This is a genomic window from Mycobacterium szulgai, assembly GCF_002116635.1.
Taxonomy (GTDB): Bacteria; Actinomycetota; Actinomycetes; order Mycobacteriales; family Mycobacteriaceae; genus Mycobacterium; species Mycobacterium szulgai.
Genome location: NZ_LQPW01000032.1, coordinates 1 through 22,584, shown reverse-complemented (window position 1 = coordinate 22,584; position 22,584 = coordinate 1). Strand labels below are relative to the sequence as shown.

Below are 22,584 nucleotides of genomic sequence, written 5' to 3'. Positions count from 1 at the left end.
CGCGCCACCCGTTCCAGGCGCTGCAGGGCCCGCAACCGCTCCGGTGTGGTCAGCACGTCAAAGGTCAACCCGCACAAACGATCCAACTCATAGTCGAGTGCGTCGAAGACCTCGATGATCTCCTCACGCGTACTCGAACCCATGCCGCAAACAATACGAAGGCCTACCGACAAAAACGCCTACCCTGAGACGGGTGAAACACAAGTGACACAAGGGATTTCAGCCGACGCGGGTTACGCCGGCCCGTCGGCCCCGTGCTGACCGAATAGCTGCCCGCCTTTACCGCCGCTGCCGCCAGGCTGGCCAAGGACACCGGCGCCGCCATTGCCGCCGTTTCCAATCAGCTGAGCACTACCGCCAGCACCGCCGACACCATGGGCCACCGGGCTAGGAAGCGACGGCGCGGCGCCGGCGTTGCCGCCGTCGCCGCCATTGCCATAGAAGAAGCCGCCGTTGCCACCGCGGCCGCCGTCACTGATCCCAACCACTTTGCCGAAGGTGCCGGTCGCGCCGCCGTCACCGCCCCGGCCACCGCTACCGAATAGCTGGCCGCCGGTCCCGCCGGCGCCGCCGGTCGCTCCGGCGCCGGCGGTGGGGACGAAGGATCCGGCATTTTCGGTTCCCGTGCCAGCTGTCCCGCCGGCGCCGCCGGTCCCGCCGACACCGCCGTTGCCGAACAGCCCGCCATTGCCGCCGGCACCTCCGAGGCCCGCGGCTTGGCTGCTACCCGCAAGATGCTGGCTAATGCTGTCTGTGGGGACGTTGCCGCCGTTGCCGCTGTTGCCACCCACCCCGCCGTGGCCGCCGCTACCGAAGAAGAATCCGCCGTTGCCGCCGGCACCGCCGCTGGCGCCGCCACCACCGTCGCCGGCAATGTGGGCGAAACTCGGATTCGCATTGGTGTTCGCGCCGTTGCCGCCGTTTCCGCCGTTGCCGCCAGCGCCGCCGTTGCCCCACAGCCCGGCGTCACCGCCTCGACCACCGGCGGCCAGGAGGTTGCTGCCGCCGTGCATGGCCTCGCGGGCGTTATTGAAGAGGCCGTCGGTGCCGGCGCCACTGTTTCCGCCGGCACCGCCGTCGCCGTAGATCCAACCGCTGTGGCCGCCATTGCCGCCGTTTCCGCCTCCGCCGCTTGTTCCGGCAACAGCGTTAGCTATCGGGGACGTCGTGCCTATACCGCCGACGCCACCGTTGCCGCCCATCCCGCCCTGGCCGATAAGGAACCCACCGGCACCGCCGGAACCGCCATTGCCGCCGAGGCCGCCGTCGACGCCGTTGTTGTTGACCGTGCCGGCGCCATTGCCGCCCGTACCGCCGACTCCCCCGTGGCCGCCGTTGCCGTAAATCCAGCCTGCGGCACCGCCGTTGCCACCGCTGGCACCTGCCGAGCCGGCTTGTCCGGCTGCGCCGTTAGCCCCCATTCCACCGGCGCCACCCGCGCCGCCGCTGCCGAAGAAGGCCGCGGACCCGCCCGCGCCCCCAGCTTGGCCCAGCCCACCTGAGCCGCCGTTGCCGCCGTTGCCGAACAGCCAACCGCCGTTGCCGCCGGGGGCCCCGGTGCCGTCAACCCCGTTTGCGCCGTTGCCGAATAGTGGACGCCCGGTCAGCGCCAGGACTGGGTCGTTGATGGCGTCCGCCGCCAGCTGCATTGGCGTCGCGTTGAGGGCTTCTGCGGCGGCGTACTGGGCCGCGCCAGAGCTCATGAGCTGGACGAACTGCTGATGGAACGAAGCCGCCTGCGCGCTGAGCGCTTGGTAGGCCTGGGCGTGCGCGCCGAAAAGCGCCGAAAGCGCCGCCGACACCTCGTCTGCGCCCGCGGCCAGCACCGCGTTAGTCGGGAATAACGCCGCCTGGTTGGCCGCGTCGATCGTCGAGGCAATGCCGGCCAGATCGCTGGCAGCAGCCGTCACGTACTCCGGCGCCGCGACAACCCATGACATCCAGCGCCTCCGACCTTCGCAGAAGCCCCACCATCGAGGTGTGACTCACAGCACAATCAGTTACAGCGTCATATTAGCCAGCCGCGACGCGAGTTATTGCACTTTCTTCGAATACGAGCCAACCAGGCCTGGCAATGCCGAGAACGATTACTGACGAATCCGCGAAAGCACCTCACCGACAACCGAATCCAGCGGAATCGACACCTGCTCACCGGTCGTGAGATCCTTCACCCCGACCGTGCCGGACTCGAGGTCACGATCTCCGGCGACCAGCGCCAGCCGCGCTCCGGAACGGTCCGCCGCGCGCATCGCACCCTTGAGCCCACGATCGCCGTAGGCCAAATCCACGCGGACACCCCCAGCCCGCAACTGCACGGCCAGCACCGCCAGCCGCAGCTTGGCCGCCTCACTCAACGGGACGCCGAACACGTCACAGCGCGACGCCTCCCCCACGCTCTTGCTCTCGGCGCGCAGGGCCAGCAGCGTCCGGTCCACCCCGAGCCCAAAACCGATGCCGGACAAGTCTTGTCCGCCGAGCTGGCGCATCAGGCCGTCGTAACGCCCGCCGCCGCCGATACCCGATTGCGCGCCCAGGCCGTCATGCACGAACTCGAACGTCGTCTTGGTGTAGTAATCCAGCCCACGCACCATCCGCGGGTTGATCGCATACGGCACCCCGAGCGCGTCCAGATGGGCCAGCACGGTATCGAAATGTTGCTTGGCGCTATCGGACAGATGATCGAGCAGCACCGGCGCCTCTGCCGTCATCGCACGCACCTGGGGCCGCTTGTCATCGAGCACCCGCAACGGATTGATCTCCGCGCGCCGCCGCGTCTCCTCATCCAGCGGGAGCCCAAACAAGAACTCCTGCAACAGTTCCCGGTACTGCGGCCGACAGCTGTCATCACCCAGCGAGGTGATCTCCAGCCGAAAACCCGCGAGTCCAAGAGACCGAAATCCATTGTCGGCCACTGCAATTACCTCGGCGTCCAGCGCCGGGTCGTCGACGCCGATCGCCTCCACACCAACCTGCTGCAGCTGGCGATACCGCCCGGCCTGGGGGCGCTCGTACCGGAAGAACGGGCCGGCATAGGCGAGCTTGACCGGCAACGCGCCGCGATCCAGGCCGTGTTCGATCACCGCGCGCACCACCCCGGCGGTGCCCTCCGGTCGCAGCGTGACCGAGCGGTCGCCGCGGTCGGCGAAGGTATACATCTCCTTGGACACCACGTCGGTGGATTCGCCGACGCCGCGCGCGAACAGGGCGGTGTCCTCGAAGATCGGCAACTCGATGTAGCCGTAACCCGCCCGGCGGGCCGCATCCAGCAATCCAGAGCGCACGGCGACGAACTGCGCCGAGTCCGGCGGAATGTAGTCGGGTACCCCCTTAGGCCCCGAAAACGAAGAGAATTCGCTCACCGGCTCAGACCCTCGAGGAACGGGTTGAAGCGACGTTCGGCGCCGATCGTGGTGGCGTTGCCATGCCCGGGTAGTACCACGGTCTTGTCGTCGAGCACCAGCAGCTTGTTGACGATCGAGCGGAACAGGTCGCGCCCGCTGCCGCCGAACAGATCGGAGCGGCCGATGGACCGTTCGAACAACGTGTCACCGGAGAACACCACATCGGCGTCGTCCTTGGCGGCCTGCAGGATCCGGAAGCACACCGATCCGCGGGTGTGCCCGGGTGTGTGGTCGACGTTCACCGAGATGCCGCCGAGATCGATTTTGTCGCCGTCGCGGTCCAGCTCGACCACCTGTTTGGGCTCGCGGAAGAACGCGCCCGCGACCAGTTGTGCCATCCGGGGCCCCATGCCGTAGATCGGGTCTTTGAGCATGAACCGGTCCTCGGGATGGATGTAGGTGGGGCAGCCGAAGGTGTCGGAGACCTTCTGGGCCGACCACATGTGGTCGATGTGACCGTGGGTGATCAGCACAGCGGCCGGGGTGAGCCGGTGCTTGTCCAAAATGCGCTGTAGCTGGCCCATCGCCCGCTGGCCCGGGTCCACGATGATGGCATCGCTGGCCGGCCGCTCGGCCAGCACGTAACAATTGCAGGCCAGCAATCCGGCGGGAAATCCGGTGATCAACACGGTTCTTAGTTTCCCAGCCGCCCACCCGGCTGGGCGCACCGGGCGGCTCAGAAAGACTACGAAAAGGCTATGGAAAGATATCGGCCGTGCCGACCAATGCTCAGCGACGTGCTACAGCCAAGCGCAAACTCGAGCGGCAGCTGGAGCGCCGCGCCAAGCAGGCCAGGAGGCGGCGCCTCTTGTTGATCATCGGCGGCACGGTCGCGGCGGTGGCCGTGATCGCCGCGGTCGTGATCACCGTGGTGACCAACAAGGACGACCACAAGAACAAGCCCACGGCGTCGCCCACCAGTTCGGCGCCCACCAGCAGCCCGGGAACCCCGGGCGCAGCGCCGTTGCCGCCGTTTCAGCCGTCGGCCAATGTGGGCGCCAACTGCCAGTACCCGCCGTCGCCGGATAAGGCCGTCAAGCCGGTCAAGCCGCCGCGGACCGGCAAGGTTCCCACCGACCCGGCTCAGGTGAGCGCCAGCATGGTGACCAGCCAGGGCAAGGTCGGCCTCATGCTCGCCAACAACGAATCGCCTTGCACGGTAAACAGTTTCGCCAGCCTGGCCCAGCAAGGCTTCTTCAATGACACCAAGTGCCACCGGCTGACCACCTCCCCCACCCTGTCCGTGCTGCAGTGCGGCGACCCCAAGGGCGACGGCACCGGTGGGCCGGGCTACCAGTTCGCCAACGAGTACCCGACCGACCAGTACCCGCCCAATGACCCCAAGCTGCGCGAGCCCGTCGTCTATCCACGCGGCACGCTAGCCATGGCCAATGCCGGGCCCAACACGAACAGCAGCCAGTTCTTCCTGGTCTACCGCGACTCACAACTGCCGCCGGAGTACACGGTGTTCGGCACCATTCAGGCCGACGGGTTGGCGACGCTGGACAAGATCGCCCAGGCCGGCGTCGCCGGCGGCGGTGACGACGGCCCGCCGGCCGCCGAGGTGATCATCAAGTCGGTGATGCTGGACTAACCGGCGCCGCGATTACGGGCGCGATTACGGGGAGGAAGCGGGGTGGCCGAGAGCTCGTTCGGGCGATACCAACTGCTGGGATTGCTGGGCCGCGGCGGCATGGGACAGGTCTTCCGTGCCTACGACACTGCCACCGACCGCATCGTCGCCATCAAAGTGCTTCCCCCGCATTCGGCGGAGGACCGCGAGTATCAGCAGCGATTCCGACGCGAGGCGCGCACCGCAGCGGGCCTCAACGATCCGCACGTGGTGCCCATCCACGGTTACGGCGAGATCGACGGCCAACTGTATGTGGACATGCGGCTGATCGAGGGCCGGGATCTGGTGGGCTATATCGCCGAGAACGGCGGACGGCTGCACCCGGCGCGCGCGGTCGCGGTGATCGAACAGGTCGCGGGCGCCCTGGACAGCGCGCACCAGGCGGGGCTGGTGCATCGGGACGTCAAGCCGTCGAACATATTGGTCGCAGCAGCAAGGGATTTCGTCTATCTGATCGACTTCGGGATCGCGCGGGCCAGCACGGACACCAAGCTCACCAACACCGGGCACACGATGGGCACGATGGCTTACATGGCGCCCGAAAGGTTCAGCGGCACAACCGATCCCCGTGCCGACGTGTATGCGCTGGCGTGCGTGCTGCACGAGTGCCTGACCGGACGCCGCCCCTACCCCGGGGACAGTTTCGAGGAGCAGATCAGCGGGCACCTCAACAGCCCGCCGCCCCGGCCGTCGGCGCTGGCGCCCGAGGTGCCGCCGGCCTTCGACGCGGTGATCGCCCGTGGGCTGGCAAAGGACCCCAGAGCCCGCTACCAGACGGTCATGGAGCTCGCCGAAGCCGCCAGGGCGGCGCTGGCTAACACGACGTCGGCCGATCCACCTCCGTTGGCCGAAGTCCAAACCCAGGCCGCAGCGCTGCACACTCCGACACCGGCGGGGACGCAGACCGAGCCCGTGGCTGCCCGTGGGCATAGCCGGTGGGTGTTCTTTGCCGCGTTCGCGGCCGTCGGCTTGGTGCTGATCGTGACGGCAGCCATCGTCGCCGTCATCACGACGGGTGAGGACAAGCACGCCGCCAACACCGCGACGAGTTCCCGGACCAGCTCCGCCGAAACGAAGGAACCAACCGCCACCACCGCCACCGACGCCACGCCGAGTGTGCCGCCCTTGCCGGCGTTCGCGGCTCCGGCAAACCTAGGCACGAACTGCCAGTACCCGCCGACACGCGAGCCGGCCGGCAAACCGGCGAAGCCGCCGCGAGCCGGCAAGGTGCCGACCGAGCCCGCCGACGTCGGGGTCACCATGGCCACCAACCGCGGCGACATCGCCCTGCAACTGGCCAACGGCAAGTCCCCATGCACGGTGAACAGCTTTGTCAGCCTGGCCCAGCAAGGGTTCTTCGACGACACCCATTGCCACCGGCTGACCGCTTCCCAGTCACTGAGCGTGCTGCAGTGTGGCGACCCCAAGAGCGATGCAAGCGGCGGCCCCGGTTATCAGTTCGCCAACGAGTACCCCACCGATCAGTACCAAACGGGCGATCCGGCGCTGAGCGAGCCGGTACTGTACCCGCGCGGAACGCTGGCAATGGCTAACGCCGGACCCGACACCAACGGCAGCCAGTTCTTCCTGGTGTACGACGACTCACAGCTCCCGCCGGAGTACACGGTGTTCGGCACGATCGACGACACCGGACTGGGGATCCTCGACAAAGTCGCCAAGGCGGGCATTGTGGGCGGCGGCGACGACGGCTCGCCCGCCATGGATGTCACCATCACGTCGGTACGGCTGGACTAGCGAGGCCGTGCGTCTAAGGATTCGACTGTGTGGCTACGGCGCGGAAATCGCCGGATCGGCGCCATAGCCGCACACTGGACTCTCTAGACGCACACTCGAAGCCCGAAGCTAGGCCGCGGACGTCACCCGATACACGTCGTAGACGCCTTCGACGTTGCGCACCACGTTGAGCAGATGACCCAGGTGTTTGGGGTCGCCCATTTCGAAGGTGAACCGGCTGATGGCCACCCGGTCACCCGATGTGGTGACGGATGCGGACAGGATGTTGACCTTCTCGTCGGCCAGCGCGCGGGTGACATCCGAGAGCAGCCGGTGCCGGTCCAGCGCCTCGACTTGGATGGCCACCAGGAATACCGACGACGGCGACGGCGCCCACAGCACCTCGATGATGCGTTCGGCCTGCTGTTGCAGTGAGGCGGCATTGGTGCAGTCGGTGCGGTGCACGCTGACCCCGCCGCCGCGGGTGACGAACCCCATGATCTGGTCGCCGGGCACCGGGGTGCAGCACTTGGCCAGTTTGGTGAGCACTCCCGGAGCGCCGGGGACCGAGACGCCGACGTCTTCGGTGGTGCGCGGACGGCGCGGCATGGTCGCCGGCGTCGAGCGCTCGGCGAGTTCCTCTTCGGCCTGGTCGATGCCGCCGAGCTCGGCCAGCAACCGCTGCACGACATGCCGGGCCGACACGTGTCCCTCACCGATCGCGGTGTAGAGCGCCGAGACGTCGGCGTAGTGCAATTCGCGCGCCACGGCCGCCATCGACTCGCCATTTACCAAGCGCTGCAAGGGAAGTCCACCGCGGCGCACTTCGCGAGCCATGGCGTCCTTGCCGGCCTCGAGGGCTTCCTCACGCCGCTCTTTGGCGAACCACTGGCGGATCTTGGTCTTGGCGCGCGGCGACACCACGAACTGCTGCCAGTCCCGGGACGGGCCGGCATTGAGCGCCTTGGACGTGAAAACCTCGACGACTTCGCCGTTGTCGAGTTTGCGTTCCAGCGCCACCAGCCGCCCGTTGACCCGGGCGCCGATGCAGCGGTGGCCGACCTCGGTATGCACAGCGTAGGCGAAGTCCACCGGTGTCGACCCGGCCGGCAGGGTGATGACGTCGCCTTTGGGGGTGAACACGAAAATCTCTTGCACCGCAAGGTCGTAACGCAACGACTCCAGGAATTCGCCGGGGTCGGCGGCCTCCCGCTGCCAGTCGAGCAGCTGGCGCATCCACGCCATGTCGTCGATCTCGGCGGCGGCGTGCGGATGCAGAACTCCGTTGCGGCCCTTGGCTTCCTTGTAACGCCAGTGTGCGGCGATACCGTACTCAGCGGTGCGGTGCATGTCGCGAGTGCGGATCTGCACTTCCAGCGGTTTGCCTTCGGAACCGATGACAGTGGTGTGCAGCGATTGGTACACACCGTATCTGGGCTGGGCGATGTAGTCCTTGAACCGCCCCGCCATGGGCTGCCACAGCGAATGCACCACGCCGACAGCGGCATAGCAATCCCGGATCTCGTCGCACAGGATGCGGATGCCGACCAGGTCGTGGATGTCGTCGAAGTCGCGGCCCTTGACGATCATCTTCTGATAGATCGACCAGTAGTGCTTGGGCCGGCCCTCTACCGTCGCCTTAATCTTCGAACTGTTAAGGGTGGCAACGATTTCGGCGCGCACCTTGGCCAGATAAGTGTCCCGGGACGGTGCCCGGCCGGCGACCAGCCGGACGATCTCCTCGTACTTTTTGGGGTGCAGTATCGCGAACGACAGGTCTTCCAGTTCCCATTTGACACTGGCCATACCCAGCCGATGCGCAAGGGGCGCAATGACTTCCAGCGTCTCGCGGGCCTTGCGCGCCTGCTTCTCCGGCGGCAGGAACCGCATGGTGCGCATGTTGTGCAGCCGGTCGGCCACCTTGATCACCAATACCCGTGGATCACGGGCCATCGCGGTGATCATCTTGCGGATGGTCTCGCCTTCGGCTGCGCTGCCCAGCACGACGCGGTCCAGCTTGGTCACGCCGTCGACGAGATGGCCCACCTCCTCGCCGAATTCCTCGCTCAAGGCTTCCAGCGTGTAGCCGGTGTCCTCAACCGTGTCGTGCAGCAGGGCGGCCACCAAAGTGGTGGTGTCCATGCCTAGTTCGGCCAGAATGTTGGCAACCGCCAGCGGGTGGGTGATGTAGGGATCACCGGAGTGCCGGAACTGGGTGGCGTGCCGCTGATCGGCAACCTCGTAGGCCCGCTGCAGCAGCGAAAGGTCTGCTTTTGGATAGATCTCCCGGTGCACGGCCACCAGCGGCTCGAGCACCGGGTTTATGGCGCCGCTGCGCGCGGTCATCCGGCGGGCCAGCCGAGCCCGGACGCGACGGGAGGCACTGCTGGTGGACTTGAGGGTCTCTGCCGGCGGCTCCGGCGCCGCCTCGATCACTGGCTCAGCGGGCGCGGGAGCGGGCGCTGGAGCAAGTTCGGGAGCGGGCGAGGCTTCGGCAGGTGGTGGTGGCGCGACAGCTTGCGTTGTGCCCTGATCATCCGCCACGGTCGTCACCTCCGGTCTTGAGGATATCTCCTGAGGCTGGCGGGACGCCCGGATCGAATGTGTACCGGCGGCTTTGACTGTGTATCAGGGGCGGCCGGGCGGCGGCGGGGCCGCCGTACGAACACACCCGAAACCGTCAGCTCACACTTGACTCAGGCTGTGCACCGGCAGTGGCGCGATCGCCTCGCGACCGCCCAGCGCGGTGAATTCCATGACCACCGCCGCCCCGGTCACGCTGACGCCGGCACGTTTGAGCAGCCGGCTCGCTGCGCCCAGCGTGCCGCCGGTGGCCAGCACGTCGTCGACAATCAGGGCGGTGCGGCCCCGCAACTCGGCGATGCCGGCCGGAATCTCGATGGTGGCGGAGCCGTACTCCATGTCGTAGTCCTCGCTGAGCACCGGCGGGGGCAGCTTGCCGCTCTTGCGAATGGCCAGCATTCCAACGCCGAGCCGCGCGGCCATGGCCGCCCCGACCAACAAACCCCGCGAGTCGATACCGGCGACCAGATCAGCGCCGCCCGCCACGTCGACCAGCGCGTCGATCACCGTGTTCATCGCCTCAGGGTCGGCGAACAACGGGGTGAGGTCCTTGAACTGGATACCGGGCTTGGGGAAGTCGACGACATCGCGGGTCAACGACACGATCATGTCGCCCACGGGAGCGTCCCCCCTCACAGATGTCACTGCGTCCTCACTGCATCAAGGCCCATCGGTCCATGTTCCAACCCGCTCCCCAACGAGTCGGGTTCCTGCTCACCGCGTACATCTTCTTCGACATCAGCAACGTCCGTTGCTGCCGGTAGAGCGGCAACGTCGGCAGTTCACCCCACAGTACCGGTGCACCTTCGGCTAGCAACCGGACACGCTCGGCGGGGTCGGCGGAAACCGCCAGGGCGCTGATGATTCCGTCGACCTGCGGGTTCGAATAGCCCGACAGGTTGTTTCCGTTGCCGCTGTGCAGGTCATATGCGTCCATGGCCGACGATCCGGTGGATCCGCTGCCGGTGGCTCCGCCCGTGCTGGCGAGCAGCACATCGATCTTGCCGTCCCTGATCGCCTGGGGCCCCGAGGTGTCCAAAGTCACACCCGTAACCGTGATTCCGGCGGGCGCACACGACTTCGCGATCGCCCCGATTGTCGCCGCCAGCCGAGCGTTGGGACCTCGATACCCGACCCGCACGGTCAACGGCGCACCCCCTAACGCATCGCGGGCGGCGACGGGGTCACCCCTGTTGAACTGACCGGATTCGGTGGCGCCGTCGGCCGCGGCGACGGCATCCTCGGTGGCCGGGCTCAGCCTGGAATTGGCGATCGGCACGCCCGCGTCCTTGGCGATCGCGTCGCGCGGGGTGCAGAGCGCCACCGCGCGCCGGTTGCGGACGTCCGCCAACGGTCCGCGCGGTGCGAAAATCAGCTGCTCGATTCCCGCCGAGGCCGAATCGTTGCGCTGGTAGTTGTCCGGGGTGGCCAGCGCCCCCGACGAACCGGCCGCGACGTCGACCACGTCGACCTTGCGGTTGTTCACCCGATCCTGGATATCGGGTCCCTGCGGCCACACCGTGATCCGCTTGGTGATCGCGCGCGCGCCCCACCAACGGTCATTGGCGACCAGTACCACCGCACCGCCGTTGAGGACCGAGTCGATCCGGTAAGGGCCGGACGACGGAAAGCGCTTCAGAAGTTCGTCTGGTTTCAGCCCCGGTTTGAGGTCCCACGTCGTATTCCACAGTCGCGCAATCTGTTCCACCACCGGCGTCTTGTTGCCCAGCAGCGCGGCCGTGATGTCGAGGCCCATGGTGTCGGCGATGACGTGCGACGGCATCAGCGAGGTCGCGGTGAACAGTTGGGTGTAGTCGACAACGCTGCGGTCGGGGATGAAGGACACTCGCGCCTTCTTCTGCCCGGGCGTGCACTCGATGTTGGCGATGTCGATATAGCCGGCCTGCGTGGCAGCGTCGAAGCCCGGAAAGCGCCCGGATTGAGCCGCCCAGGCCAGCACCAAGTCGTCGCAGGTCACCGGTTTGCCGTCGGAATAGACTGCGTTGTCGGCGATTTGGTAGTCGAGCACCAGCGGCGACCCACCCACTACCGAGATGGTGCCGAAGTCGTGGTCGGCGACCACCTGCCCGTCCGGTCCGTGATAGGCGAATCCCGTCAGCGTGCGGGCGAATGCCTGAGCTGCGGCGGATGCGGCACCGATGACGGTGTTGGCGTTGTAGGTGGACAGCGCGCCGTCGACGACGTAGTCGATCTGTGTCGCGGCGCTACCCGAGCATGCGGTCAGCATCGAGGCCGCCAGCGACCCCGCGATGCTTATGACCACTAGGGCTCTGCGCGAGCGACGCCAGGTGGCCACCGCGACTACCGCTTGCCGACGTTTCGTTTGCCGGTTGGGCGGCGAGTGCCGGTGGGGCGCACCGGCCGCGCGCCCGGCCCCGGCTTGTTCGTCGTGGCCGGCTCGCCGGCGGCCTTCGCGGGAGCCGTAGCCGCCGCCCGGGTGTCCTCAGTGGCTTCCTCCGGGTCCGCCTTCCCGGCGTCCGCCTTGGCGGCAGCCGAGCTAGCCGACGAACCCGAGGAACGCCGCTTGAGCACCCGGCGGGTGTGCGTGCGCACCAATTCGGTGCGCTCGCGCATGCTCACCAACAGCGGAGTGGCGAAGAAGATCGACGAGTAGGTGCCGACGATGATGCCGATCAGCTGCACCAGCGCCAGGTCCTTCAGCGTGCCCACACCCAGCAGCCACACCGCCACCACCATCAGTGCCAGCACCGGCAGCACCGAAATGAGGCTGGTGTTGATCGAGCGCATGAACGTCTGGTTGACCGCCAGGTTGGCCTCCTCGGCGAAGGTGCGCCGGGTCGTGTGCTGGAAGCCGTTGGTGTTCTCCTCGACCTTGTCGAACACGATGACGGTGTCATAGATCGAGAAACCCAGAATGGTCAGTAGACCGATGACGGTGGCCGGGGTTACTTCGAAGCCCACCAGCGAATAGACCCCGGCCGTAACCGTGATGTCGAAGACCATGGCCGCCAGGGCGGAAATCGTCATGTAGCGCTCGTAGCGCACGGTGATGTAGACGGCGACCAGGGCCAAAAACACCACCAGTGCGATCACGGCTTTCTTGGTGATCTGACCACCCCAGGTCTCCGATACCGCCGCGTCGCTGATCGCCGATTTGCTGGGCTTGCCGTCGTCACCCTTGGGCTGGAACGCGTCGAACAGAGCGTTGCGCAGCTTTTCCGTCTGTTCGTTGGACAGCGTTTCCGAGCGGATCTGCACCGTCGCCGAGGAGCCTTTTCCTACTGCGACAACCGATTCCGGACTCTTGCCGAGGGTTTTGGCGAACACCTCTTCGACCTGGTGGACTTCGACCGTGCTGGCCCCGCCCTGGGCGGGCATCGACACCGTGGTGCCGCCCTTGAAGTCGATCCCGAAGGTGAAGCCGCGAATGATGATGGAAAGAATGGCGATAGCCATGATCGCGCCACTGATGCCGAACCACAGCTTGCGGCGGCCCACCACCTCGAATGCGCCGGTGCCGGTGTAGAGCCGCGACAAAAAGCTGTGCTGCGGCTGTTTGGTCGCAGCGCCGGCGCCCGTGTCGGTCTTGCTGTCGGTCAGCTCCGTGTCGGCTTCGGTCAGTTCGACCGTTTCGGTGTCTTTGCCGGTTTTGGATTTAGCCGCCATTTGCGTTATCCCCGTCCCGTCTTGCCAGCCCGATCCACGGCGCGGCGTTCACGTGCGACCTGCTGTACAGCCCCAAGGCCGTTGTAGGCCGGCTTGGCCAGCCTCGACGACTTGGAGGCCTGGTACACCAGCGGCCAGGTCACCAGGAACACCACCACTAGGTCGAGGATGGTGGTCAGGCCCAGGGTGAAGGCGAATCCCTTCACCTGGCCGATCGCCAGGAAGTACAGCACCGCGGCCGCCAGGAAGGTGACCGCGTTGCCCGACACGATCGTCTTGCGGGCTCGCGCCCAACCCCGCGGCACCGCCGAACGGAATGAACGGCCTTCGCGGATCTCGTCTTTGATGCGTTCGAAGAACACCACGAAAGAGTCTGCGGTGGTACCTATACCGATGATCAGACCCGCGATGCCGGCCAGGTCCAGGGTGTAGTTGATGTATCGGCCCAGCAGCACCAGGATCGCGAAAACCATTGCGCCAGAAGCAACTAGCGACAACGCGGTAAGCAGCCCCAGCACCCGGTAGTACAACAGCGAATACACCAGCACCAGAGCCAGACCGATCGCACCGGCCATCAGGCCGGCCCGCAGGGATGTCAGACCCAGTGTGGCCGAAACGGTTTGAGCTTCGGATGCTTCGAAGGACAGCGGCAGCGACCCGTACTTCAGGACGTTGGCCAGCTGGCGCGCGCTTGCCGCGCTGAACGGCGGATCGCCGCCACTGATCTGGGTCCGTCCGCCCGGGATGGCTTCATTGATCACCGGCGCGCTGACGACCTGCGAGTCCAGGGTGAACGCCGTCTGGGTGCCGACATGGGCCGCGGTGTAGTCCGCCCAGATGTTGGCCGCCGCGCTCTTGAACTGCAGGTCGACGATGTAGCCGAGGTTGCGCTGGTCCATGCCCGAGCTGGCGTCTGCAATCTGGTCACCGCTGATGATGGACGGCGCCAGCAGGTACGCGGTCTTGTGGTCGGTGGAGCAGGTGACCAGCGGCAGCTTCGGATCGTCGTTGCCGGCCAGGATGTCCTCTTTGTCGCAGCGGGTGGCCTCAAACTGCAGAGCCACCATCTGGATGTACTGGCTGGTGCTTTGCCGCCACTTCTTCTCCTGCGCGATGCGCTCCGCGAGATCTTTACGCGGGTCGGCCGGCGCAGGCTGCTCGGTGGGCGGCGCGTCCGTCGGCGGCGGAGCACCGGTGCTGGGCGCCGGAGCCGGGGCCGGTGCCGGAGCCGGAGCCGGGCTGGGTGACGGCGCCGGGTCCTGCGGATAGGGCCGTGGCTGCGCACTGGGCTTGCCGGGCACCGGTTGGGCAGGCGCGGACTGGGCGGGTGGAGGCTGGCCGGGCGCCGGCTGGCCGGGTGGCGGCGCGGGTTCGCCGCCCGGGGCGCCGGACGGCGGCGGGGCGCCGGGTGGCGTTCCGGCCGGCGGCTTGGCTTCCGGTGGTGGCGCGGCCTGGGCCGGCAACGAGTTGATCACCGGACGGATGTAAAGGCGCGCCGTCTGCCCCAGGTTGCGGGCCTCGTTGCCGTCGTTTCCGGGAACGGTGATGACCAGGTGATCACCGTCCACGACCACCTCGGAGCCGGAGACTCCCAGGCCGTTGACCCGAGAGCTGATGATCTGCTGGGCCTGGGCCAGCGCTTCGCGACTGGGACGCGAGCCGTCCGGGGTACGCGCGGTCAGCGTGACGCGGGTACCGCCCTGCAGGTCAATACCCAGCTTGGGCGCGGCCTTCTTGTCGCCGGTGAGAAACACCAGCAGGTACACCCCGATGAGCATGAGCAGGAACACCGACAGGTAGCGGGCAGGATGCACGGGCGCCGAAGACGATGCCACGTTCCTTATATCTCCTTGAAATCGATTCGTGCCCCCGGCAGGGCCTCCAGGGTTGGGAAAGCCTCCAAAAGATTACGTGTCGCGCTCGGACTCTTTCGCGACGCGGTTCTCCCCGTCGATGCCTTCGACCTCTTCGTAGCCGGCGTCGGTTTCGTCGTCGAGATCATCCTCGGTTTCGTAGTCGAGGTCATCGTCGGGCAGGATCCGGTCGCGCACCGCAAGCTTCATCCAGGTCGTCACCACGCCGTCGGCGATCTCGAGCTCGACGGTGTCCTCGTGGAGAGCGACCACGGTGGCTTCCATACCCGAGGTGGTGTGCACCCGGTCACCGGGCCGCAATGACTCGTGCAGATCGATCGTCGCTTGCATCGCGCGCCGCTGGCGACGGGACGCGAAATACATAAAGCCGCCCATGATGAGCAAGAACGGCAGGAACAAGACGAAACTCTCCATCAACACGCCTGTCTTTCGGATCGGTATGGCTCGGTCCAGTCTGCCATTCGCGCAGGTCGCAAACCGACCGGCTCCGCGCTGGGTGCCCGTCGCCGCCAACGGCTAGGCTTTATCCGCGACGTGACCGCCGCGGCGCGGAAGGAGGATCCGTGGCCAGCCTCGAGCAGAGTCGCCACCTGGCCACAGAAATCCCGGGCCCCGTATCGCTGGAATTGAACAAGCGCCGGACCGCAGCGGTGTCACATGCGGTGGCCGTCAGCATGCCGGTGTTCGTCGTCCGCGCCGGCGGCGGCATCGTCGAAGACGCCGACGGCAACCGGCTGATCGACCTGGGATCCGGCATCGCGGTCACCACGATCGGCAACTCGTCGCCCCGGGTGGTGGAGGCGGTGCGCGCGCAGGTGGACGAATTCACCCACACCTGCTTCATGGTTAATCCCTATGAGCAGTACGTCGCCGTCGCCGAACATCTCAACCGAATCACCCCGGGCTCGGGCGAGAAACGCTCGGTGCTGTTCAACTCCGGCGCCGAAGCCGTCGAAAACGCCGTCAAGATCGCCCGGTCCTACACCCGCAAGCCCGCCGTCGTCGCCTTCGACCACGCCTACCACGGCCGCACCAACATGGCCATGGCGCTCACCGCCAAGTCCATGCCCTACAAGAGCGGCTTCGGCCCGTTCGCGCCCGAGATCTACCGGGCGCCGCTGTCCTACCCGTATCGGGACGGGCTGCTCGACAAGGAACTGGCCACCGACGGCGAAAAGGCCGCGGCGCGGGCCATCAGCTTGATGGACAAACAAGTCGGCGCCAACAACCTGGCCGGGCTCATCATCGAACCGATTCAGGGCGAGGGCGGGTTCATCGTTCCGGCCGAGGGTTTCCTGCCTGCGCTGCTGGACTGGTGCAGCCGCAATGACGTGGTGTTCATCGCCGACGAGGTACAAACCGGGTTCGCCCGCACCGGCGAGATGTTCGCCTGCGATCACGAAGGTATTGAGCCGGACCTGATCTGCACGGCCAAGGGCATTGCCGACGGTCTGCCACTATCGGCGGTGACCGGGCGCGCCGAGATCATGGACGCCCCGCACGCCGGTGGCGTGGGCGGAACGTTCGGCGGCAACCCGGTCGCCTGTGCGGCCGCACTGGCCACCTTCGAAACCATCGAAGCCGACGGGTTGGTCGAGCGCGCGCGCCACTTGGAACGACTGATCACCGAACCGTTCCTGCGGCTACAGGCCACCGACGACCGGATCGGCGACGTGCGGGGGCGCGGCGCGATGATCGCCGTCGAGCTGGTGAAATCCGGGACAGCCGACCCCGACCCCAAGCTGACCGACAAACTGGCCACCGCGGCGCACGCGGCCGGCGTCATCGTCTTGACGTGCGGCATGTTCGGCAACATCATCCGGCTCCTCCCGCCGTTGACCATCAGCGACGAGCTATTGACCGAGGGCGTCGAGGTTCTGGTCGGGCTGCTCGCCGATCTCTGACCAGAAGTCGGCCAGAGTTCGCGCAATCACTTCGGCATCCAGCAGCAGCGGCGCCACTCGAGCGCTGCCGGACAGCACGCGGGCGCGGGCATTGGGCATCGTGGCGCAAGCGGCCTGCGCCTGACGCAGCGGCCAGCCTTCATCGTCGTCGCGGGCGGCCAGCATCAGGGTCGGGGCCGATACTCGCGGCAGTCGATCGGTCATGTCCCGGCGCTTCAGCATCATTGAGCGCATCGCATGCAGCATGGCGGGCCGATCCGCCCGCCGGAACGCGTCCATCACGATCCGGGCCTGATCCGGTTGCGCCGCGAAGACTTCCGGCCCCAACAGAGAAGCGGCGAGCGCATTGCACAAAAACCTTGTCGGACCCGACAGTTGATACAGCGCCACCAGTGGCCAGGCCTTCGTCCAGCGGAATCTATTGCTCAGCGCCGGCACCGGCGTGCCGATAGTTGTCAGCGTCCGAATCCGGTGAGGCTGGCTTGTCGCCAGCAGGATGCCGACGTGCCCGCCCCACGCATTGCCGACCCAGTCGACCGGTTCACGGATGCCGAGTCCGTCCAGGACATCTGCGGCGGCGCGCGTGCATTCGTCAAAGGTGAAGTCACGGGAGACCGGCTCGCTGCTGCCGTGTGACGGCCCGTCGATCGCAACCACCGTGCGGTGTCGTGCCAACTCCCGCAGAAGCGGGCCCCACGAAGTCGAGTCCACAAAAAGGCTATGCCACAAGACCGCGGTTGGCCCCGCCCCGCCCCGCAGGACATGCAGCCGGCCCAAGGCGGTGGGCACGAAATCGGCGATTAGTTCTGCCTCTGTCACTTCTGCCACCTGAATACTTCTAGCAATTACTTCGGAAACCGAAACTTCGGTAACCGTAGTATCTTCTCGTCCCATGGCAGAGTCAAGACAATTGCCGGCGGACCGGCAGGCGGTGGGACAGTTGTTGGTGCGGCTGACGAGGGAGTTTCGCCGTGACCTCGCCGAGCCGCGGGCCAAGCGGGGTTACGGCGACATCCGGGACCCACATCTGCAGATCTTCGGCAATATTCGCACCGGCAGTGTCCGGCTGACCGAACTGGCCTCGCGTGCGCAGCTCAGCCTCGCGGCGACCTCGGAGCTGATCAACGAGCTTGTCGCGCTGGACTACCTCACCCGCAGGCCCGATCCGCAAGACGGGCGCGCCAAGCTCATAGAACTCACCGACCGCGGGCGCGCCCTGCTGGCCGCAGCGGGTGAGCGCGTCGCCGAGATAGAAACGCGGTGGTCGGCACTAGTGGGTGCCGCCGATTTCGCGCATATGTGCGCCACGATGCAGCGGCTGCTCGACATGCTTGACCCGGAGGATTCCCGGCGGTAGCTCCGTAGTGGGCAGCTGTCAGTAACGCATCTCACAGCGGCTTCCCCTTTTGGAAATATCATTACTTTCGCTAACGTTCTATCGGTCAGCGCAGCGTTGCGCGTTCCGTCTTACTTCGGTCAGTTGCAAGGGATCTGCCATGTCGAACACCACACGTGAGGAGCGGCTTGCACGCCGCATCGAGGAGCTTTACCGAAACGACGAGCAGTTCGCCGCCGCCAAGCCCGACCAAGCGATCGCCAAGGCCATCGACCAGCCTGGGTTGGCACTCCCCCAGATCATCCGCACCCTCATGGAGGGCTACGGCGACCGGCCGGCACTGGGCCAGCGCGCCGTCCGCTTTGTGCCCGACGCCGCCGGCCGCACGGGGCTGCAGCTGCTGCCGGAGTACGAGACGGTCACCTATCGCGAGCTGTGGAACCGCATCAGCGCCCTCGCCGGCGCATTGACTCCTGACGTGCAAGCCGGTGACCGAGTCTGCATCGTGGGCTTCAGCAGCGTCGACTACACCACCATCGACATGGCGCTGATCCAGCTCGCCGCGGTGGCGGTGCCGTTGCAGACCAGCGCCGCGTCCGCCCAGCTGCGGCCCATCGTGACCGAGACCGAGCCGACGATGATCGCGGCGAGCATCGATAACCTCACCGAGGCCGTCGAGCTGATCGTGACCGGTCACGTTCCGGGCCGGCTGGTGGTGTTCGATTACCACCCCGAGGTTGACGCGCAGCGCGAAGCGCTCGACGCCGCCCGCGGGCGGTTGGCCGACACAGGCGTGATCGTCGAGACGCTCGCCGAGGTGATTGACCGCGGCGCCGCCCTGCCGGCCGCCGCTTCCCCAGACCGGTCCGATGAGCGACTGGCGCTGCTGATCTACACCTCCGGCAGCACTGGGGCCCCCAAGGGCGCCATGTACCCCGAGAACCGGGTTGCCAACTTCTGGCGCAGGTCGAGCGCCTGGTTCGAGCCGAGCATTCAGCCGTCGATCACGCTGAACTTCATGCCGATGAGCCACGTAATGGGCCGTCAGGTGCTCTACGGGACGCTGTCCAACGGCGGCACCGCCTATTTCGTGGCCCGCAGCGATCTGTCCACTCTGTTCGAGGACCTCGCCTTGGTGCGGCCGACCGAATTGAACTTCGTGCCCCGCGTCTGGGACATGGTGTTTCAGGAGTTCCAGAGCGAGGTCGACCGTCGCACGCGCGACGGCAGCGATCGTGTCGAGCTCGAACGGCAGGTCATGGTCGAGGTGCGCGAGGACGTGCTGGGCGGACGGTTCGTCACCGCACTGACCGGTTCCGCGCCGATCTCGGCGGAGATGAAGGTCTGGGTCGAGGACCTGCTCGACATCCATCTGGTCGAGGGCTACGGCTCCACCGAGGCGGGCATGGTGTTGATCGACGACCACATTCGGCGTCCCTCGGTGATCGACTACAAACTGGTCGACGTTCCCGACCTGGGTTACTTCCTGACCGATCAGCCCCATCCGCGAGGCGAGCTGCTGGTCAAGACCCAAAGCCTGTTCCCGGGCTACTACAAACGCCCGGAGGTCACCGCCGACGTCTTCGACGCCGACGGCTTCTACCGGACCGGCGACGTCATGGCCGAGGTCGGCCCGGAGAAGTTCATCTACCTGGACCGGCGTAACAACGTGCTGAAGCTGTCGCAGGGCGAGTTCGTCACCGTCTCCAAGCTGGAGGCGGTTTTCGGCGACAGCCCGCTGGTGCGACAGATCTTCGTCTACGGCAACAGCGCCCGCGCCTACCTGCTGGCGGTGATCGTCCCGACCGAAGACGCGCTGGCGCGGTTTGGGGACGGACTCAAGACGGCCCTCAGCGAATCGTTGCACGAGGTCGCCAAGGCGGCCGGCCTGCAGTCCTACGAGATCCCGCGCGACTTCATCATCGAGACCACGCCGTGGACCCTGGAGAACGGTCTGCTCACCGGCATCCGCAAGCTCGCCCGGCCGCAGGCCAAGAAGCACTACGGCGAGCGACTGGAGCAGCTTTACGTCGATCTCGCGACCAGCCAGACCGACGAGCTGCGCTCGCTGCGGCAAAGCGGCTCCGACGCTCCGGTGCTGGCGACGCTGTGCCGCGCCGCGGGCGCACTGCTCGGCACCGCGGCGGCTGACCTGCAACCCGATGCCCACTTCACCGACCTGGGCGGCGACTCGCTGTCTGCGTTGTCGTTCGCCAACCTGTTGCACGAGATCTTCGGTATCGACGTGCCGGTCGGGGTGATCGTCAGCCCGGCAAACGACCTGCAGGCGCTGGCCGGCTACATCGAGGCCGAGCGCAAGCCGGGCGCCAAGCGGCCGACCTTTGCGTCGGTGCACGGCCGGGACGCGGCCGAGGTGCACGCCGGCGACCTCACTCTGGACAAGTTCATCGACGCGGCGACGCTGGCCGCAGCACCGAGCCTGCCCGGCCCGGCCGAGCAGGTGCGGACGGTGCTGCTGACCGGTGCCACCGGGTTCCTGGGCCGCTACCTCGCCCTGGAATGGCTGGAGCGGATGGATCTGGTCGATGGCAAGGTGATCTGCCTGGTGCGAGCCAAATCGGACGACGATGCACGGGCCCGGCTGGACCGCATCTTCGACAGCGGGGACCCCGAGCTGCTGCGGCACTACCAGGGGCTGGCCGACCACCTCGAGGTGCTCGCCGGCGACAAGGGTGAGGCGGACCTCGGCCTGGACCGGGCAACCTGGCAGCGGCTGGCCGAGACCGTCGACGTCATCGTCGACCCAGCGGCCCTGGTCAACCACGTGCTGCCCTATAGCCAGCTCTTCGGCCCGAACGCACTGGGCACCGCCGAGCTGATCCGGCTGGCACTGACCAGCAAGCGGAAGCCGTTCACCTACACCTCGACTATCGCCGTCGGCGGCGGAATCGAGCCCGGCGCATTCACTGAGGACGCGGACATCCGGATGATCAGCGCGACGCGCAAGATCGACGACGGCTACGCCAACGGCTATGCGAACAGCAAGTGGGCCGGTGAGGTGTTGCTGCGCGAGGCCCACGATCTGTGCGGCCTGCCGGTGACGGTCTTCCGCTGCGACATGATCCTGGCCGACACGACGTGGGCGGGACAGCTCAACGTGCCCGACATGTTCACCCGGATGATGCTGAGCCTGGTGGCCACCGGAATCGCACCAGGTTCGTTCTACGAACTAGACGCCGACGGCAATAGGCAGCGGGCGCACTACGACGGCCTGCCCGTCGAGTTCATCGCCGAGGCCGTTGCTACGTTGGGCCCCAAGGGTGGTGACGGGTCCACGGGGTTCCAGACCTTCCATGTGATGAACCCCTACGACGACGGCATCGGGCTCGACGAGTTCGTGGACTGGCTAATCGAGGCCGGCAACCCGATACAGCGAATCGCCGACTACGGCGAATGGCTGCAGCGGTTCGAAACCACGCTGCGGGCACTGCCCGAACAGCAGCGCCACGCCTCACTGCTGCCGCTGTTGCACAACTACCAGAAGCCGGAGAAGCCGGTGCGTGGGTCGATCGCACCCACGGATCGATTCCGTGTCGCGGTGCAGGACGCGAAAGTGGGCCCGGACAAAGACATTCCGCATGTTTCGGCGCCGATCATCGCCAAGTACGTCAGCGACCTCCGCTTGCTCGGCTTGCTGTAAGGCCTCTGCGACCCAAGCCCTTAAACGACGGCGAAACCGGTTGAGATTCAACCGGTTTCGCCGTCGTCACGCTATATTCGATGACCGCCACCGTACCGTTGAATTGTTGATGTTGCGCAAATACTTCTCCAATTCGGCTCCAACATAGTTCACAACGCGCGTAGCGTTCTCGACGCAGTCTCGTAAGGCCAAGATCGCCCAGGAGATTAAGGGGGCCACATGTCTTTTGTGATCGCAGCACCGGAGGTATTAGCCGCCGCGACGGGCGATTTGAGCGGGATCGGCGAGGCGCTGCGAGCCGCCGCCGCGACGGCCGCGGCCCCGACGACGGGCATTGCCCCGCTGGCCGGCGATGAGGTGTCGGCGGCGATCACAAGATTGTTTGGTTCCTACGCGCAGGACTTTCAGGCGCTCAGCGCGCGAACGGCGCTGTTTCACGCGGAGTTCGTGCAAGCTCTGCAGGCGGGCGCGGGGGCTTATACCGCGGCTGAGGCCGCGAACGTCTCGCCGCTGCAGACCATTGAGAACGACATTCTGGCGGTGATCAATTCGCCGACGAACTTGTTGTTGGGGCGCCCGCTGATCGGTAACGGCACCGACGGCGCGCCGGGTACCGGGAGCGCCGGTGGGGCCGGCGGGATCTTGTTCGGCAATGGCGGCAGGGGTGGGTCGGGCGCGCCCGGGAAGGCCGGCGGCGCCGGCGGGCCGGCGGGGCTGTGGGGCACCGGCGGTGCCGGCGGCGCAGGCGGGAACGCGGTCGTGCCCGGTGGCGCCGGCGGGTCCGGAGGTGCGGGGGGCGCAGGTGGGTGG

16 protein-coding genes are annotated in these 22,584 nt (G+C 66.8%); 6 read left to right on the top strand and 10 right to left on the bottom strand.

What is annotated here, in order from left to right:
- Positions 1 to 233 precede the first annotated feature (233 nt).
- The 3 genes from AWC27_RS08580 to AWC27_RS08570 all read right to left on the bottom strand — a co-directional run bounded on the left by AWC27_RS08580 (position 234) and on the right by AWC27_RS08570 (position 4,030).
- Positions 234 to 1,940 (bottom strand): PE family protein, encoded by a 1,707-nt coding sequence (locus AWC27_RS08580; protein WP_085670095.1) that lies wholly within the window; start codon positions 1,938 to 1,940, stop codon positions 234 to 236.
- Positions 1,941 to 2,087: 147 nt separating this feature from the next.
- Positions 2,088 to 3,359 carry a histidine--tRNA ligase gene (gene hisS / locus AWC27_RS08575; protein WP_085670094.1) on the bottom strand — a complete coding sequence of 424 codons (1,272 nt, stop codon included), beginning with the start codon at positions 3,357 to 3,359 and terminating at the stop codon, positions 2,088 to 2,090.
- A complete protein-coding gene (locus AWC27_RS08570) occupies positions 3,356 to 4,030 on the bottom strand; it encodes an MBL fold metallo-hydrolase (RefSeq protein ID WP_085670093.1) in 675 nt (224 codons plus the stop codon). The genes hisS and AWC27_RS08570 overlap by 4 nt, the downstream gene beginning before the upstream one ends.
- A gap of 86 nt (positions 4,031 to 4,116) precedes the next feature.
- On the opposite strand from AWC27_RS08570, the gene AWC27_RS08565 reads away from it, so the two are divergent.
- Together AWC27_RS08565 and AWC27_RS08560 are read left to right on the top strand one after the other, a co-directional pair.
- Positions 4,117 to 4,995 (top strand): peptidylprolyl isomerase, encoded by an 879-nt coding sequence (locus tag AWC27_RS08565; protein WP_085670092.1) that lies wholly within the window; start codon positions 4,117 to 4,119, stop codon positions 4,993 to 4,995.
- A gap of 42 nt (positions 4,996 to 5,037) precedes the next feature.
- Positions 5,038 to 6,789: a protein kinase domain-containing protein gene (locus AWC27_RS08560; RefSeq protein ID WP_245846940.1), complete on the top strand. Its 1,752-nt coding sequence runs from the start codon at positions 5,038 to 5,040 to the stop codon at positions 6,787 to 6,789.
- Between the two features lie 108 nt (positions 6,790 to 6,897).
- Here the strand turns inward: AWC27_RS08560 and AWC27_RS08555 are convergent, their stop codons facing one another.
- The 6 genes from AWC27_RS08555 to yajC form a co-directional block, all read right to left on the bottom strand.
- Entirely contained in the window at positions 6,898 to 9,312 is a 2,415-nt protein-coding gene (locus tag AWC27_RS08555; RefSeq protein ID WP_085670100.1) for a RelA/SpoT family protein, read from the bottom strand.
- Between the two features lie 141 nt (positions 9,313 to 9,453).
- Positions 9,454 to 9,960, bottom strand: coding sequence for an adenine phosphoribosyltransferase (locus AWC27_RS08550; protein WP_085670099.1), 507 nt, complete (start codon positions 9,958 to 9,960; stop codon positions 9,454 to 9,456).
- Between the two features lie 43 nt (positions 9,961 to 10,003).
- Positions 10,004 to 11,668, bottom strand: a complete 1,665-nt coding sequence (locus AWC27_RS08545; RefSeq protein WP_245846939.1) for an ABC transporter substrate-binding protein — start codon at positions 11,666 to 11,668, stop codon at positions 10,004 to 10,006.
- Positions 11,669 to 11,673: 5 nt separating this feature from the next.
- The gene (gene secF / locus AWC27_RS08540) at positions 11,674 to 12,999 is read right to left on the bottom strand and encodes a protein translocase subunit SecF (protein ID WP_085670091.1); all 1,326 of its coding nucleotides are present in this window, start codon (positions 12,997 to 12,999) and stop codon (positions 11,674 to 11,676) included.
- Positions 13,000 to 13,004: 5 nt separating this feature from the next.
- The gene (gene secD, locus AWC27_RS08535; protein WP_085670090.1) at positions 13,005 to 14,834 is read right to left on the bottom strand and encodes a protein translocase subunit SecD; all 1,830 of its coding nucleotides are present in this window, start codon (positions 14,832 to 14,834) and stop codon (positions 13,005 to 13,007) included.
- 72 nt (positions 14,835 to 14,906) lie between these two features.
- Positions 14,907 to 15,287 (bottom strand): preprotein translocase subunit YajC, encoded by a 381-nt coding sequence (yajC, locus tag AWC27_RS08530; protein ID WP_085670097.1) that lies wholly within the window; start codon positions 15,285 to 15,287, stop codon positions 14,907 to 14,909.
- Positions 15,288 to 15,436: 149 nt separating this feature from the next.
- Here yajC and gabT point away from each other — a divergent pair, with 149 nt between their 5' ends.
- On the top strand, positions 15,437 to 16,777 hold the full coding sequence (gene gabT, locus AWC27_RS08525) for a 4-aminobutyrate--2-oxoglutarate transaminase (RefSeq protein WP_085670089.1): 1,341 nt from the start codon (positions 15,437 to 15,439) through the stop codon (positions 16,775 to 16,777).
- Here gabT and AWC27_RS08520 read toward each other — a convergent pair.
- The gene (locus tag AWC27_RS08520; protein ID WP_245846938.1) at positions 16,727 to 17,596 is read right to left on the bottom strand and encodes an alpha/beta fold hydrolase; all 870 of its coding nucleotides are present in this window, start codon (positions 17,594 to 17,596) and stop codon (positions 16,727 to 16,729) included. The genes gabT and AWC27_RS08520 overlap by 51 nt on opposite strands.
- A gap of 73 nt (positions 17,597 to 17,669) precedes the next feature.
- Between AWC27_RS08520 and AWC27_RS08515 the strand changes: the two genes are divergently transcribed.
- The 3 genes from AWC27_RS08515 to AWC27_RS08505 form a co-directional block, all read left to right on the top strand.
- Positions 17,670 to 18,134, top strand: a complete 465-nt coding sequence (locus AWC27_RS08515) for a MarR family winged helix-turn-helix transcriptional regulator (RefSeq protein WP_211281590.1) — start codon at positions 17,670 to 17,672, stop codon at positions 18,132 to 18,134.
- Between the two features lie 139 nt (positions 18,135 to 18,273).
- Positions 18,274 to 21,774 (top strand): carboxylic acid reductase, encoded by a 3,501-nt coding sequence (gene car / locus AWC27_RS08510; protein WP_085670087.1) that lies wholly within the window; start codon positions 18,274 to 18,276, stop codon positions 21,772 to 21,774.
- Between the two features lie 219 nt (positions 21,775 to 21,993).
- Positions 21,994 to 22,584, top strand: a 591-nt coding sequence (locus AWC27_RS08505) for a PE family protein (RefSeq protein WP_139836845.1), incomplete at its 3' end; no start/stop codon positions are given.

What these genes read in the sequence shown, in the direction of transcription:
- AWC27_RS08580 (WP_085670095.1), bottom strand. Translation starts at nt 1,940, where the DNA reads ATGTCATGGGTTGTCGCGGCGCCGGAGTACGTGACGGCTGCTGCCAGC.
- AWC27_RS08550 (WP_085670099.1), bottom strand. Translation starts at nt 9,960, where the DNA reads ATGATCGTGTCGTTGACCCGCGATGTCGTCGACTTCCCCAAGCCCGGT.
- secF (WP_085670091.1), bottom strand. Translation starts at nt 12,999, where the DNA reads ATGGCGGCTAAATCCAAAACCGGCAAAGACACCGAAACGGTCGAACTG.
- yajC (WP_085670097.1), bottom strand. Translation starts at nt 15,287, where the DNA reads ATGGAGAGTTTCGTCTTGTTCCTGCCGTTCTTGCTCATCATGGGCGGC.
- AWC27_RS08515 (WP_211281590.1), top strand. Translation starts at nt 17,670, where the DNA reads ATGGCAGAGTCAAGACAATTGCCGGCGGACCGGCAGGCGGTGGGACAG.
- car (WP_085670087.1), top strand. Translation starts at nt 18,274, where the DNA reads ATGTCGAACACCACACGTGAGGAGCGGCTTGCACGCCGCATCGAGGAG.